This is a genomic window from Polynucleobacter sp. 15G-AUS-farblos (assembly GCF_018882445.1).
In the GTDB taxonomy this organism is placed as follows: domain Bacteria; phylum Pseudomonadota; class Gammaproteobacteria; order Burkholderiales; family Burkholderiaceae; genus Polynucleobacter.
Map to the genome: position 1 here is coordinate 39,994 of NZ_JACVOM010000003.1, position 15,373 is coordinate 55,366.

A 15,373-nucleotide genomic window follows, 5' to 3' on the forward strand; every position below is an offset into this window, starting at 1 on the left:
TTTAGTCTTTAGCGGGCTTCTTGGTTTTGACCTTGATCTCTTTTTCTGCGATCTTTTCAGCGGTGGCAGATGGAGATACTGCTTTCTTTTGAAAAATGGCCCCAAAGAAACCATCGGTTCCATGAATATGAGGCCACAATTGCCACCAAGGATTGTCTGCACTACAACCAAGAGGTAATTTTTCCTTTGGAAACAATGGCTTAAGAACTTCCGCTGCTGGTACAACCTCAAATTCTGGGTGTTTAGCCAGAAAATCCTCTGCAATCCCTTGATTTTCCTGAGGTAAAAGACTGCAAGTGGCATAAACCAGGCGACCACCCGGCTTTAATAGGCGGGCGGCAGATCCTAAGATATTCATTTGCTTTTGATTGAGCTCTAAGACCCCATCTGGGGTTTGACGCCATTTGAGATCGGGATTACGACGCAATGTACCCATTCCACTGCAAGGGGCATCAACCAGCACTCGGTCAATCTTGCCAGCCAAGCGCTTGATCTTGGAGTCATTCTCACTATCGATCCATACGGGATGGACATTGGAGAGGCCACTACGTGCCTGTCTTGGCTTCAGGTTAGCTAAACGACGCTCTGATGTATCAAGCGCATATAAACGTCCTGTAGAACGCATTAAGGCGCCTATTGCTAAGGTCTTACCGCCTGCGCCTGCACAAAAGTCCACTACCATTTCGCCACGCTTGGGAGCTAGCAAGTAGGCCAAGAGTTGGCTACCTTCATCTTGCACTTCAAACATGCCTGATTTGAATGCAGCCGTGTTTTGTAATGCAGGCTTACCCATGATGCGCACACCATCAGGTGCATAGGGAGTTGGGATTGCTTGATAGCGACCACCTAAGGCATTCATCTGCGCAAGTAATTCTTCGCGATTGATCTTCATGGTGTTCGCACGTAAATCTAACAGTGCTGAATGCATTAAAGATTTAGCCAACTCTTCACGCGATTCTTCACCAGGATATTTTCCCAATGCATCCCACAACCATTCAGGCAAATTATTTCGTACCAATGGATTTAATGAAGCAGGATCAACTTTAGAAAAACGCTGCAACCAGTCATACTCACCAGCTTTGAGGACGTGCGCCAAATCAGCAATGGCGCTCTCAGCTCGATTAGCAGAACCCAATCCGCCCTCAGAGAGAGCGGACAGCAAACCCAATAGGGCTAAGCGTCTGGCCTGTGAACCCTCACCGCTAGATGCAAATTGTGAGAACTCATTTTTACGACGCAGGATGGCGAATGCACTCTCTGCAATCAAAGCGCGATCCCGATTACCTAACTGAGGTTCAGCACGAAAATATCGACTCACTACGCGATCGGCCGGTTGCTCAAAACTGAGTAACTCAGGCAACAATCTTTCTAAATGAATTGCATGCTGAGGTAATGCCTTGGCATTAGAGAAATTCTTCTGACCTTCTGGTGCGATTAAATTTCCACTCGCATTACGCCTCTCAGGACGACGCAAAGGATCTTTTGATTTTGTTGCGTAACTTTTATGAGGCGCTAAGCGGGATCCAGCTCTTGAACCGCTGGCAGATTTTCGGGGTGGACGTTCGGTACTCATAATTTAAAAAATTGCGACTCTGGGGGTTGTAACTTCACTTGATTACCTTCTATTCGCAATCGTCCATCAAGGAACCATTTTACGGCCCGCGGGTAAATCTGATGTTCTGCAGCCAAAACTCGAGCCGCTAGGGTGTCAGCATCGTCCCCATTTAGCACTGGAACGGAGGCCTGACAAATGATTGGTCCTTCATCAACCCCCTCAGTGACAAAATGAACCGTGGCACCATGCTCTTTGACGCCCGCCTCTAAAGCACGCTCATGAGTATGCAAACCTGGGAATGCTGGCAATAGTGCTGGGTGAATATTGATGAGTCTACCCTCAAAATGTCGAATAAAACCAGGAGTCAGAATTCTCATGAAACCAGCTAAAACCACCAAATCAGCCCCTAACTGGTCTATTTGCTGAATTAAGGCCGCATCAAAGGATTCTCTGGAGGCGTGCCCCTTATGCTCTATCGCGTACGCCGGAATACCCTGGGAGCGAGCAAATTCAAGGCCCTTAGCCGCTGAATGGTTTGCTATGACCCCGGCAAATTTGACTGGCCAATGCTCTTTTTGAGCTGTTTTGACAATGGCCTCGAAATTAGATCCGCGGCCTGAGATTAAGGTAACGATAGAAAGCATGCCCACAATATAATTGATGGCTACCCTGAAAGCGATTTTGTGAACGTATTCCGTGGCCCCACCCCGTTTTCTGCAGGACCCGCTTGTGCCTTAAGCATCGGAAATTTCGATGGCGTGCACAGGGGTCATCGCGCCCTACTCAAGCAGTTAGTTGAAGGCGCCAAGGAACGAGGGCTTGTGAGCTGCGTGATGACTTTCGAGCCACACCCTAAAGAATTCTTCTCACCGGAACAAGCACCACCCCGGATCATGAATCTGCGTGACAAATTAGCCGCACTTTCTAATCTCGGTATTGATCGAGTGGTCGTAGAGCATTTCAACTCCGCGTTCGCTCGCCTTAGTCCTGAAGAATTTGTATCTGAAATTATTGTGAAGCGTCTGAATGCCAAATGGATTTTGATTGGCGATGATTTTTGCTATGGAGCAAAACGTGCTGGCAACTTTGCAAGTCTAAAAGCAGCCGGCCAACAATATGGTTTTGAAGTGTCCAGCATCCAAACCATCCTAGAGGATGGCGAACGTATTTCGAGCTCTGCACTCAGAGCAGCCCTTGCTCATGGCGACATGAAGCAAGCTGAAAAATTATTGGGTCGACCTTATGGTATTTCAGGCCATGTTATTCATGGACAAAAATTAGGTCGTACTCTCGGTTTCCCTACTTTGAATTTAGCAGTGGCCAATCACTTGCATCATCGTAAGCCAGCAACGACTGGTATTTTCACTGCGCAAGTTTTAGGTCTCTCTGAGAAACCTTTGCCTGCGGTAGCGAGCTTAGGAGTAAGGCCCACCGTAGAAGATCAGGGTCGTGTATTGCTAGAGACTCACATATTCGATTACCAGCAAGATGTGTATGGAAAAATTATTACCGTTGAACTATTAGAAAAAATTCGGGACGAGGCAAAGTATGACGACCTCGATACCCTCACCAATGCCATTGCAGCTGATGCAGCACATGCCAGAAATTATTTCCAGAAAAAAGCTTATGTCTGAAAAAGAAAACACTTATCCCGTCAATCTACTAGATACCTCATTCCCTATGCGGGGTGATCTAGCTAAGCGCGAACCTCAATGGGTTGCTCAATGGCAAAAAAATAAGCTCTACGAAAAGATTCGTGCAGCGCATGCTAATGAACCTAAATTTATTTTGCATGATGGTCCTCCTTACGCCAATGGTGATATTCATATTGGTCACGCGGTCAACAAAATCCTCAAAGATATGATCGTAAAGTCACGTTGGTTGATGGGATTTGATGCAGTCTATGTACCAGGCTGGGATTGCCACGGCATGCCAATTGAAATCCAAATTGAAAAAGAATTTGGTAAGAATCTTCCAACCGCAGAAGTACAAGCTAAGGCACGTGCTTATGCCTTGGTACAAGTAGAGAAGCAAAAGAAAGATTTTGAGCGCTTAGGGGTACTGGGCGATTGGAATAATCCCTACCTCACCATGAGTTATCGCAATGAGGCAGACGAAATTCGTGCACTCGGCAAGATTTGGGAGAAGGGTTATGTCTTCCGTGGATTAAAGCCAGTGAACTGGTGTTTTGATTGCGGCTCGGCATTGGCTGAGGCCGAAGTGGAATACCAAGACAAAACTGATCCCACTGTGGATGTGGGTTTTGCATTTGATGATGCCCAACGCCCAGCCTTAGCGAAAGCATTTGGAATGGCTGAGCTTCCAAATAAACCAGGTCAAATTGTGATTTGGACTACAACACCGTGGACCATTCCTGCAAACCAAGCCATGAATGTTCATCCAGAGCTCACCTATGCACTGGTAGATGTGGGCGACAAGTTATTGATCCTTGCTCAAGATCGAGTTGAAACCTGTTTGCAGGACTACGGCCTAGAAGGCAATGTTATTGCAACTTGCCAAGGCAATCAGCTAGCGAATATTTCTTTCTGGCACCCACTTGCTCCATTGCATGAAGGATATAAGCGTCTATCACCAATCTATCTAGCAGAATATGTCACCTTGGATACCGGTACCGGCATTGTTCATTCTGCACCCGCCTACGGAGAGGAGGACTTTAAGTCTTGCAAGGCAAATCACTTGGATGACAAAGACATTCTGAATCCAGTGATGGGCAATGGAGTGTACGCATCCTGGCTGCCCCTCTTTGCCAATGAATACATCTGGAAAGCAAACCCCAAGATTGTGGAAGCGATGCGCGAAGCAGGTAGTTTGTTGCGCGATAAAACCTATACCCACTCTTACATGCATTGCTGGCGTCATAAATCACCCATCATCTACCGTGCTACATCCCAATGGTTTGCAAGCATGGATAAAAAACCTTCAGATGGCAAAGGTAGTCTGCGAGAGACTGCATTAGCAGGGATCGAAAATACAGAGTTTTTCCCTGCATGGGGCAAGCAGCGACTGCATAGTATGATCGCCAATCGACCAGATTGGACTTTATCTCGCCAGCGCCAATGGGGCGTACCAATGGCTTTCTTTGTTCATAAGGAAAGTGGTGAGCCACACCCACGCACCGAAGAACTGCTTGAAGAAGTTGCTAAGCGTGTTGAGAAAGATGGGATTGAAGCTTGGCAAAAATTAGAAGTTGCGGAACTTCTTGGAGATGAGGCAGCCCAATACGAGAAGAACCGTGACACATTGGATGTTTGGTTTGACTCAGGCACGACTCACTGGCATGTGATTCGTGGCTCACATCGTGATGAGTTACTGACAGCCGAAGCTGAAACACCAAATGGTCGTTTGGCAGACTTATACCTTGAGGGCTCTGACCAGCATCGCGGTTGGTTCCACTCTTCCTTGCTAACTGGCGCCATGCTCGATGGCAAGCCGCCTTATAAAGCCTTATTGACTCACGGCTTCACAGTCGATGGTCAAGGCCGCAAGATGAGTAAGTCTGTGGGTAATGTGATCGCGCCTCAGCAGGTAGCTGACAAGCTTGGTGCTGAAATCATTCGTCTGTGGGTCGCTTCAACCGATTACTCCGGTGAAATGACCATCTCAGATGAGATTCTTAAACGAGTTACTGAAAGCTATCGTCGTATTCGGAATACCTTGCGCTTTCTGTTGGCCAATCTTTCTGACTTCGATCCTAGCAAGCACGCAATGCCAGCTGATCAATGGTTAGAAATTGACCGTTATGCAATGGCACTAGCCAATCAATTGCAAACAGATGTGCAAGCACACTACCAAGCATATGAGTTCCAACCAGCTGTAGCCCGCATGCTGACCTTCTGTTCGGAAGATTTAGGTGGCTTCTATTTGGATATTCTGAAAGATCGTCTCTACACGAGCGCACCTGACTCAGCTGATCGTCGTGCTGCACAGAATGCGCTCTTTCACATTACACGCAATCTATTGAAGTGGTTATCGCCCTTCCTCTCCTTTACCGCAGAAGAGGCATGGCATTCCTTCCCACATGGTTCAAATGAGAAAGCCAAGGATTCCATCTTCATGGAAGAGTTTGGACAGTTCCCAGCCGTTGCTAACTCAGATGAATTACTAGCCAAATGGAATCGTATTCGTGAGATCCGCTCTGAAGTTACCAAAGCCATTGAAATTGAACGTGAAGCTGGTCACGTTGGCTCATCCTTGCAGGCTGAGCTCACGATTAAAGTGGGGGATATTGACTTTGCCATTCTGCACTCACTAGAAAATGATTTGCGTTTTGTCACGATCACCTCAAGCGCCAATATTGAGTTAAGCAGCGCAGGACTTGAAGTCTTAGTTCGCGGCAGCCAATATAAAAAATGTGGCCGTTGCTGGCATCACACTGCAGATGTAGGCAGCAATGCAGAGCATGCTGATTTATGTGGGCGCTGTATCAGCAACTTGTTTGGCAACGGCGATCACCGCCTATTTGCTTAAGACCAATAAATGAGCCTGTCATTTCTCCGCTATCTTGCAATCGCACTCATAGTGCTATTGCTCGATCAACTGAGCAAATGGTCTGCTCTCAGTAATTTGCAGATGGGGGTGCCTGAGCCGGTGCTCCCATTCTTAAATTGGTTGCTTCTCTTTAATCCAGGCGCTGCTTTCTCATTTTTAGCGGATGGCTCAGGTTGGCAACGTTGGTTCTTTACCGTCCTTGGTCTCGGTGCTGCAATCTATATCGTCTATTTACTTTATAAAAGCCAAAGTGAAAAAATGCTGTGCTTGGCACTGAGCTTCATTTTGGGTGGAGCGCTGGGCAATGTCTTGGACCGAGTAATGTTCGGTGCCGTGGTCGACTTTATTGATTTACATTACGCCAATTGGCACTGGCCGGCCTTTAATATTGCCGATAGCGCGATATGCATTGGGGCTGCCCTCATTATTTGGGGTGAAATTCGTAAGTCATTTGGCAAATCCCCTCAATCCCATTAAGCTGGCGCCATGCAATCACTTTTAAATAAAAAAATTGTTCTTGGGATATCGGGTGGCATTGCCGCCTATAAGACTCCCGAACTTGCACGCCAGTTAATGCAAGAGGGTGCTTCGGTTCAAGTGGTAATGACAGAAGCTGCAGGGCAGTTTGTGACAGCCGTCACTATGCAGGCTCTCACTGGCAACCCTGTCTACACCAGTCAATGGGATAGCAGCATCCCGAACAATATGGCGCATATCGAACTATCAAGAGCAGCTGATGCTATTCTGATTGCACCCACTAGCGCAGATCTCATGGCCAAACTATCTTTAGGTTTAGCAGATGATTTGCTCAGTACCTTATGCCTCGCTAGAGATTGCCCTCTACTTTTAGCGCCTGCTATGAATAAGCAAATGTGGGAACATGCGGCCACACAAAGAAGCGCTCAGCGATTAATCAATGATGGCGTTACCTTATTAGGCCCCGCGAGCGGCTTTCAAGCTTGCGGTGAAGTGGGCATGGGCAGAATGCTGGAGCCCGCAGAAATTAGTGAGCAAGTTGTATCCTTCTTTCAGAAAAAATCACTGGCTGGTAAAAAAGTATTAATCACAGCAGGTCCTACTTTCGAAGCCATTGATCCCGTTCGTGGCATTACCAATCACAGCTCCGGCAAGATGGGCTTTGCAATTGCCCGTGCCGCTGTTGAAGCAGGTGCTCAGGTTCATCTCATTGCAGGCCCCTGCGATCTTGAGACCCCTCTTGCAGCCACAGGCAATATTATTCGTACCGATGTAGTCAGCGCCAAAGAAATGCATGCTGCAACACTTCAAACGAACGATAGCGATATTTTCTTTGCCGTTGCTGCTGTAGCAGACTGGGGTGTTGCAAAACCTGCTAAAGAAAAGATTAAACGCCAGGGCCAAAAAGCGCCTGACCTAGAGTTTGTGGCTAATCCAGACATTTTGTTGGATATGGCCAAAACCGTCAAAACTAAAGCGGGTAAACCTTATCCCTATTGCGTTGGCTTTGCCGCCGAATCTACCAATCTAGAGGCGCATGCTAAAGAGAAACTCCAGCGCAAAGGCATTCCCATGATGGTTGGCAATATTGGTCCAGACACCTTTGGTAGTGACCTTAATCAATTACTTGTCATTGATGCTCAGGGCAGCAAAAAACTCGCCAAAGCTGAAAAGTTGCAACTCGCACGGCAACTGATTCAACTCATTGCCAAAAAAATATAAATTCTTCTCTCTCATCTCAGCCTTAACCTTTACTTGCTTTAGGAAATTTTATGCAATCTCTACAAGTCAAAATTCTTGATGAACGTATGCGCGATCAGTTGCCTGCTTATGGCACACCAGGCAGTGCTGGTTTAGATCTTAGGGCATGTATTGATGAAACGATTGAAATTGCACCAGGCCAGACTGTCTTAGTTCCAACGGGATTGGCAATCTATGTTGAAGATCCTCGTTATGCAGCGTTTATTCTGCCGCGCTCTGGGCTTGGCCATAAGCACGGCATTGTGCTTGGCAACCTCGTAGGCCTGATTGATTCCGATTACCAGGGCCAGCTCATGGTGAGCACTTGGAATCGTGGATCAGCCCCTTTCAAGCTAGAGCCGATGGAGCGCTTAGCGCAACTTGTCGTCATGCCGGTTCAGCAAGTAGAACTCAAAGTAGTTGAAGAATTTACTGAGAGTAGTCGCGGCGCTGGTGGTTTTGGAAGTACTGGGCGAGCCTAAGAGCGATGCCCATGTTCGTCTAACTCCCCTTCCCACTTAGAGATCACCGCCGTAGCCAAACCATTACCCAGAACATTGGTGGCAGAACGGGCCATATCTAAGAAGTGATCGATTCCCAAGATCAGTAATACGCCCGCTTCGGGCAAATTAAATTGGGAAAGGGTTGCAGCAATGACTACCAGTGAAGCGCGTGGAACGCCAGCAATACCTTTGGAAGTAATCATTAAGACCAGCAACATCAAAAGCTGTTGCGATAAAGGCATATCAATTCCATAAACCTGTGCAATAAAGATGGCGGCAAATGAGCAATACATCATAGAGCCATCTAAGTTAAAGGAATAGCCAACCGGCAACACAAAAGAGGCGATCTTGTTCTTGCAACCAAAGCGCTCAACCTGCTCTAGCGTCATCGGATAAGCAGCTTCAGAGCTCGCAGTAGTGAAGGCCAACAAAATCGGCTGGCGCAACATCGAAACCAAATGAAATGCGCGTCTTTTGAGTACGAGCGAGCTAAGCAAAATAATGACTACCCAGAGCATCAAAATGGATGCGTAGAAGCTAGCCATAAACTTGCCGTAGGTAAATAAAATATCCAAACCGTTTTCTGCAATCACCGAAGATACCGCAGCAAAAACTGCTACTGGTGCGAACTTCATCACCGCGGTAGTGATCTTGAGCATGATGTGAGAGAGCATGTCTAAGTTACGAATGAACTCCTCTGCTCGCTGACCAAAACTACCTGCAGCAACCCCAAAGAAGATGGCGAAGACCACGATTTGTAAAATCTCGTTCTTACCCATCGCCTCGAAGATGCTGCTTGGGAAGATATGCTGGAAAAAATCTCGAATATTAAAGCCACCCTTAGCTAGCCCTGTACTGGCGGTCACCTCTGGGATTGGCAAGTTAACACCGACTCCTGGATCAAGCAGGTTCACCATCAATAAACCCAGCAATAAAGACACTAGGGACATAGAGATAAACCAACTGAATGTTTTTAAGCCTACGCGGCCAATAGCAGAGGCATCTCCCATACGCGAAATACCCACTACCAAAGTACTAAAGACTAATGGCGCAATGATCATCTTAATCAGGCGCAAAAAGATATCCGTTAATACAGAGATGTATTCGACATATTGAACCGAAAACCCAGAAGCTGAACCGAAGTGATGAACGAGATAGCCGCTGACGATCCCCAGGATCATGGCGCCAAGAATAAAGTGGGTAAGTTTTTTAGACGACATGAATATCCTTGATTATTTTGACTGAATGCCAGGAGATGTCAGCACGGCTGGACTCAGGATCTTATCCAGTGTTTCTTTATCCATGAGGCCAAGCTCTAATACCAGATCAGCGACCGAGCAATTTTCTTGAAGGGCTCTTTTAGCAATCATGGTGGCATTCTCATATCCGAGATAGGGATTTAATGCAGTGGCAAGACCCGCAGAAGTGCGCACGCGCTCGGCCAATACTTCACGATTGGCGGTAATACCAACAACACAATGTGTTTTTAAAGTATTACAACCAGCACTGAGATGCTCAATACTCTTAAAAAGACTATGGGCAATAATCGGCTCAAAGGCGTTGAGCTGTAATTGTCCTCCCTCAGCAGCCATAGTGATAGTGACATCGTTACCAATCACTTCAAAAGCAATTTGATTCACCACTTCCGGAATTACAGGATTGACTTTGCCAGGCATGATAGAAGAACCGGCAGCCCGCGGTGGCAAGCGAATTTCATTTAAGCCTGCCTGTGGTCCACTAGATAGCAAACGGAGATCATTGCAAATTTTAGATAACTTGACTGCAATACGTTTGAGTACTCCAGATAGCTGAACAAAAGCACCACAGTCCTGGGTTGCTTCAATCAGATTGGGAGAAATGACCACATCTACTCCAGAGATCTTTTTCAGATTCGCAATTGCTAACTTGGCATAGCCGACATCGGTATTGATCCCAGTTCCAATAGCGGTTGCGCCCAAATTAATCTCCGCTATCAATGAAATCGCCTCCTTCAGTCGATCTTCATCCTCCCGAATCATGACGGCATAAGTGGAAAACTCTTGACCTAAAGTCATTGGAACCGCGTCTTGTAATTGCGTTCTACCAATCTTCAGAATATCTTTGAACTCCTCAGCCTTATCAGCAAAGGCTTGGCTCAAAGAAGCCATCGCCTTGAGCAAGCCAGGTATTGCTAGGCATGTAGCTAGGCGCAAAGACGTGGGGTAAACATCATTCGTACTCTGAGACATATTGACATCATTAATGGGGTGCAATTTGGAATAATCACCTTTTGTGTAACCCAAGATTTCTAGCGCCCGATTTGCAATCACTTCATTGGCATTCATATTGGTAGAGGTACCTGCACCTCCTTGAATGACATCGACAACAAACTGATCATGCAGCTTGCCAGACTCAATCTCATGACACGCCTTGATGATAGCTTCGGCTTTCTTGGGGTCTAAGTGGCCTAGCTCTAAATTGGCTTTTGCGGCAGCCTCTTTGACATAGGCTAAGGACTTGATGAGGTCAGAGTATTCGCCAATCACTTTGCCGGTGATGGGGTAGTTCTCAATCGCTCTTAAAGTATGAATTCCCCAATATGCATCCGCAGGAACTTGGGCATCCCCCAGAAGATCGTGCTCTGGGCGGGTGGAATTTGTCATGTCATTCTCCATCAAAGATAGCTTCAATGTATCACCAAATACTTAAATCACTACTTTCAGGAAAAGAAAGGCCGCCCTGAGGCGGCCCTTCTGGGAAACATGATTCTACTTACTTACGAATATGCGCTTTACGAGCAGCATCTTGTGACATACCTGCTCCAGCACCTTCACGAGACTCTTTTTCAGCGGTAATTTCTTTGCGGCGCTCTTTACAAGAGCCTGCAATTTCTTGCAGCGCTTTGCGAGCACGTGCAGCAGAAGCTTTCACTCCCTTACCTTGAAACTTTTCATTTTCAGCTTTATAGGTTTCGAAAGCTTCTAGTAATTTATCGTGATGAGACATGTTTTCCTTTTTTAGTGGTTATTAGTACTTCAGATTTCTTCAGCGGGTGCTACATCTGCTTTGGGTGCCTTTCTTGGAGTGACAGGGGCATCAAACTCTAACTGCACTTTACCATCCGCATCAATATCAACTGCGACATGACCGCCTTGCGCCAATTTACCAAATAGAAGCTCATCAGCAAGCGCCTTGCGAACCGTATCCTGAATGATTCGCTGCATTGGACGAGCACCCATGAGTGGATCAAAGCCATGCTTGGCCAAATGAGCGCGCAAAGCTGAGCTGAAAGTTGCATCCACTTTCTTCTCATGCAATTGCTCTTCTAGCTGCATCAAGAACTTATCAACTACACGCATGATGATTGTTTCATCCAGAGCCTTGAATGAAACAATCGCATCTAAACGATTGCGGAACTCAGGCGTGAAGAATTTCTTAATATCGGCCATTTCATCGCCAGATTCACGTGCATTGGTAAAGCCGATGGTAGATTTCTGCATCGCCTCAGCACCAGCATTCGTGGTCATGATAATGATGACATTGCGGAAGTCAGTCTTACGGCCATTGTTATCAGTTAATGTGCCGTGATCCATAACCTGTAAGAGGATATTGAAAATATCCGGATGGGCTTTTTCAATCTCATCTAACAAGAGGACGCAATGTGGCTTTTTATTGACAGCTTCCGTCAGCAAGCCACCTTGATCAAAGCCTACATAACCTGGGGGCGCACCAATCAAGCGACTGACCGCATGACGCTCCATGTACTCGGACATATCAAAACGCAGGAGCTCGATCCCTAAAATATAGGCCAGCTGCTTAGCAACTTCAGTTTTACCCACACCTGTTGGACCCGAGAATAAGAAGGAGCCAATGGGTCGATCGACTTTACCCAAACCAGCACGGGTCATTTTGATTGCACTAGCCAAGGCCTCAATCGCAGGATCCTGACCAAAAACCACACTCTTAATATCGCGATCCAAGGTCTGTAACTTACTGCGGTCGTCCACAGTAACGGATTGGGGCGGTATGCGAGCAATCTTGGCAACAATCTCCTCAATCTCAGGACGGCCAATCGTTTTCTTTTGCTTTGATTTAGGCAAAATACGCTGCGCAGCACCAGCCTCATCAATCACATCAATTGCTTTATCAGGCAAGTGACGATCATTAATGTAACGAGAAGAGAGTTCTGCCGCAGCAACCAAAGCCGCTGATGCATATTTCACGCTGTGATGCTCCTCAAAGCGAGACTTGAGACCTCGCAGAATTTGCACAGTCTGATCTACTGTTGGCTCGACTACATCGACTTTCTGGAAGCGACGCGATAGCGCTGCATCTTTTTCAAAAATGCCACGATATTCGGTAAAGGTGGTTGCACCAATACATTTGAGCTGACCATTCGATAGTGCTGGCTTTAACAAGTTACTAGCATCTAGCGTTCCACCTGATGCAGCACCAGCACCAATGAGAGTATGAATTTCATCGATGAACAAAACGCCATGCGCATGATCTTTCAATGATTTCAGCACGCTCTTTAAGCGCTGCTCAAAGTCGCCGCGATATTTAGTGCCCGCTAAAAGAGCACCCATATCTAGTGAGTACACAGTAGCATTAGCCAAAATCTCGGGAACGTCACCCTTCACAATGCGCCATGCCAATCCTTCGGCAATCGCAGTCTTACCAACTCCAGCCTCACCTACCAAGAGGGGGTTATTCTTGCGGCGACGGCATAAAACCTGAATCACGCGCTCGACTTCGCTATCTCGCCCAATCAATGGATCAATCTTGCCCTGGCGAGCCAGTACATTCAAGTTCTGCGTATATTGATCGAGAGGACTTTCCTTACCAGAAGATGCTGACTCCTCAGTCTCTTGTGCAGCATCAGCAGGCTTGACCTGCTCCGCCTGATCTTTGCGTACACCATGGCTAATAAAGTTCACAACATCTAAACGAGTGACGCCTTGCTGCTGTAAGAAATACACTGCGTGAGAATCTTTTTCACCAAAAATAGCTACCAATACATTAGCGCCAGTGACTTCTTTCTTGCCATTGGATGTGGATTGCACATGCATGATGGCGCGCTGAATCACACGCTGAAATCCTAAAGTAGGTTGGGTATCAACCTCATCGGTACCCGGTACCACTGGCGTGTTGTCATTGATAAAATTCTTTAGCTGTGCACGGAGCTCTGCAATATTCACCGCACAGGCCTTAAGCACTTCAACCGCAGTAGCATTGTCGAGCAAGGCTGCTAATAAATGTTCCACCGTAATAAATTCGTGACGCGAAGCTCTAGCGTCAACAAATGCCATGTGCAAACTCACTTCCAATTCCTGGGCAATCATGCTTCCTCCATAGTGCACTGTAGTGGGTGGCCCGCTTCACGGGATAATTCGACAACTTGATGCACTTTGGTGGCAGCAACGTCACGGGTAAAGATTCCGCAAACGCCTTTGCCAACTAAATGTACCTGCAACATAATGCGTGTAGCTGTTTCATGGTCTTTATTGAAATACTCTTGAATCACCATCACCACAAATTCCATTGGTGTGTAATCGTCATTCAATAACAATACTTTAAACATCGATGGTGCTTTGACTTTTTCTGCCTGCTTTTCGAGCAGGATAGTGTCCTCGACGTAAGGATTAACTGGGTTACCAGTAGTGGGATTTTTAGGTGTGCGACTCATGAGAAACATTCTAAACACAGATATCAAAACTTTTTATTACCGGGGTCTTGTTGCAAAAACCCCGCAAAAACCCCTATTTAGTCCATATTGGGGCATTTTTCGATAAAAAAAGGGGTATTTACTAGGGGATATACACATTTAACTCCTTGACACCCCTACAAAAAGGGCAAACAATCGGGGTGTAGGCCTTAATTAAGGTTCTATTTAGGCGTGTTGTGGAGCGAGACTGATTAAAAAGTATTTACCCTCATCACGGTTGTTTTAAGTTTATGTAATGGAGTTCGCATGGCGACCGGAATTGTTAAGTGGTTCAATGATGCAAAAGGTTTTGGCTTTATCAAACCTGATGATGGTGAAGAAGAGTTGTTCGCGCATTTCAGCGCAATTACTATGCCTGGGTTCAAAACCCTTAAGGAAAACCAAAAGGTAACGTTTGACATTACCCAAGGTCCTAAAGGCAAGCAAGCTACCAATATCCAAGCGGCTTAATCGTCTCTTAGATCATTATCGAAAACCCAGGACTTGTTCCTGGGTTTTTTTTCGTCCGTAATTTGCCTCACATAAAATACCCAACATGCTCATATTCAAAAAACAACTACGCTGCTTGCTGACAATCATCTCCCTTTTTGCCCCGGGCCTTGCCTTGGCCCAAGTCAATGTCGGCTTACCCACAATTGAATTAAAAGCAGGGATGTATCGCATTCAGGCCGAATTAGCTGACAACCCAAAAGCAAGACAAGTGGGATTGATGAATCGCACCAGCATGCCAACCAACTCAGGAATGCTCTTTGTCTTTGACCAAAAGGCAGCGCACTGCTTTTGGATGAACAATACCAAGATCCCACTATCGATCGCTTTTATTGAAGATGATGGAAAGATTGTGAATATCGAAGAGATGCAAGCGGATACTACCAACAATCACTGCCCTAAGGCTGTAGTGCGTTATGCCCTGGAGATGAATAAGCAATGGTTCGCAGAGCGTGTCATCGTGCCGGGCACTGTGATTACAGGGCTGCCCAAGAGGTAAGTAGCAAATCTCTAGAGAATAAAAAACGCAGACCGAGGTCTGCGTTTTGCTTAATACGCATTTGCTTTATTCAAAGTGGCAAACATAATGCACTGGTTGTTCAGCACGAATAATGAAATAACCGCCCTTCTCTACTTCCCAACTTTGGCCAGCCTTGAACTCCTGTTCAGGTGCGCCATTAATGCTAACAAAAGCATTGCCATCTACCACTTCCATTATTTCTTTAGTGCCCAAGTCAAAACGTAAAGTACTAGGAAGCACAACGCCTACTGACTTACGAACACCATTAGGCAAGGTGACAGTGTGAGATACACACTTGCCATCAAAAAATACATTGGCTTTTTTGCCTACTGAAACTTGATCAAATTGCATCTGAATTTCCTCTAATCTGAATATGG

At 46.3% G+C, this 15,373-nt stretch carries 15 protein-coding genes; 7 read left to right on the forward strand and 8 right to left on the reverse strand.

The annotated features are described in order from the left end of the window. Nucleotide 1: 1 nt before the first annotated feature. Complete coding sequence (locus ICN41_RS05300; RefSeq protein ID WP_216291785.1) at nt 2-1,573, reverse strand: RsmB/NOP family class I SAM-dependent RNA methyltransferase; 1,572 nt, start codon at nt 1,571-1,573, stop codon at nt 2-4. Beyond that, nucleotides 1,570-2,199 carry a phosphoribosylglycinamide formyltransferase gene (gene purN, locus ICN41_RS05305; protein ID WP_216291786.1) on the reverse strand — a complete coding sequence of 210 codons (630 nt, stop codon included), beginning with the start codon at nt 2,197-2,199 and terminating at the stop codon, nt 1,570-1,572. The genes ICN41_RS05300 and purN overlap by 4 nt, the downstream gene beginning before the upstream one ends. Nucleotides 2,200-2,238: 39 nt before the next feature. On the opposite strand from purN, the gene ICN41_RS05310 reads away from it, so the two are divergent. The 5 genes from ICN41_RS05310 to dut are packed head-to-tail and all read left to right on the forward strand — an operon-like array spanning nt 2,239 to nt 8,262. Beyond that, the gene (locus tag ICN41_RS05310) at nt 2,239-3,189 is read left to right on the forward strand and encodes a bifunctional riboflavin kinase/FAD synthetase (RefSeq protein WP_216291787.1); all 951 of its coding nucleotides are present in this window, start codon (nt 2,239-2,241) and stop codon (nt 3,187-3,189) included. Further along, complete coding sequence (gene ileS, locus ICN41_RS05315; protein ID WP_370629108.1) at nt 3,164-6,043, forward strand: isoleucine--tRNA ligase; 2,880 nt, start codon at nt 3,164-3,166, stop codon at nt 6,041-6,043. Before ICN41_RS05310 ends, ileS begins: the two co-directional genes overlap by 26 nt. A 9-nt stretch (nt 6,044-6,052) precedes the next feature. Then, the gene (lspA, locus tag ICN41_RS05320; protein WP_216291788.1) at nt 6,053-6,541 is read left to right on the forward strand and encodes a signal peptidase II; all 489 of its coding nucleotides are present in this window, start codon (nt 6,053-6,055) and stop codon (nt 6,539-6,541) included. 9 nt (nt 6,542-6,550) lie between these two features. Then, nucleotides 6,551-7,762 carry a bifunctional phosphopantothenoylcysteine decarboxylase/phosphopantothenate--cysteine ligase CoaBC gene (coaBC, locus tag ICN41_RS05325; protein ID WP_216291789.1) on the forward strand — a complete coding sequence of 404 codons (1,212 nt, stop codon included), beginning with the start codon at nt 6,551-6,553 and terminating at the stop codon, nt 7,760-7,762. Between the two features lie 50 nt (nt 7,763-7,812). Next, nucleotides 7,813-8,262, forward strand: coding sequence for a dUTP diphosphatase (dut, locus tag ICN41_RS05330; protein WP_216291790.1), 450 nt, complete (start codon nt 7,813-7,815; stop codon nt 8,260-8,262). Here the strand turns inward: dut and ICN41_RS05335 are convergent. From ICN41_RS05335 to clpS, 5 genes are all read right to left on the reverse strand, one after another. Continuing rightward, nucleotides 8,259-9,503, reverse strand: a complete 1,245-nt coding sequence (locus ICN41_RS05335) for a dicarboxylate/amino acid:cation symporter (protein WP_216291791.1) — start codon at nt 9,501-9,503, stop codon at nt 8,259-8,261. The two genes, dut and ICN41_RS05335, sit on opposite strands and share 4 nt — an antisense overlap. A 12-nt stretch (nt 9,504-9,515) precedes the next feature. Next, the gene (locus ICN41_RS05340; RefSeq protein ID WP_216291792.1) at nt 9,516-10,925 is read right to left on the reverse strand and encodes an aspartate ammonia-lyase; all 1,410 of its coding nucleotides are present in this window, start codon (nt 10,923-10,925) and stop codon (nt 9,516-9,518) included. A gap of 109 nt (nt 10,926-11,034) precedes the next feature. Next, a complete protein-coding gene (locus ICN41_RS05345; protein WP_216237966.1) occupies nt 11,035-11,268 on the reverse strand; it encodes a hypothetical protein in 234 nt (77 codons plus the stop codon). Nucleotides 11,269-11,297: 29 nt separating this feature from the next. Continuing rightward, nucleotides 11,298-13,604 (reverse strand): ATP-dependent Clp protease ATP-binding subunit ClpA, encoded by a 2,307-nt coding sequence (gene clpA / locus ICN41_RS05350; protein ID WP_216291793.1) that lies wholly within the window; start codon nt 13,602-13,604, stop codon nt 11,298-11,300. Next, entirely contained in the window at nt 13,601-13,957 is a 357-nt protein-coding gene (gene clpS, locus ICN41_RS05355) for an ATP-dependent Clp protease adapter ClpS (RefSeq protein ID WP_216292213.1), read from the reverse strand. Before clpS ends, clpA begins: the two co-directional genes overlap by 4 nt. Before the next feature lie 276 nt (nt 13,958-14,233). On the opposite strand from clpS, the gene ICN41_RS05360 reads away from it, so the two are divergent. Continuing rightward, complete coding sequence (locus ICN41_RS05360) at nt 14,234-14,437, forward strand: cold-shock protein (protein ID WP_011903586.1); 204 nt, start codon at nt 14,234-14,236, stop codon at nt 14,435-14,437. A gap of 85 nt (nt 14,438-14,522) precedes the next feature. Further along, complete coding sequence (locus ICN41_RS05365; protein WP_216291794.1) at nt 14,523-14,975, forward strand: DUF192 domain-containing protein; 453 nt, start codon at nt 14,523-14,525, stop codon at nt 14,973-14,975. A 66-nt stretch (nt 14,976-15,041) separates the two neighbouring features. On the opposite strand, the gene ICN41_RS05370 is transcribed toward ICN41_RS05365, so the two are convergent. Further along, nucleotides 15,042-15,347 carry a pyrimidine/purine nucleoside phosphorylase gene (locus ICN41_RS05370; RefSeq protein ID WP_216291795.1) on the reverse strand — a complete coding sequence of 102 codons (306 nt, stop codon included), beginning with the start codon at nt 15,345-15,347 and terminating at the stop codon, nt 15,042-15,044. Nucleotides 15,348-15,373 lie beyond the last annotated feature (26 nt).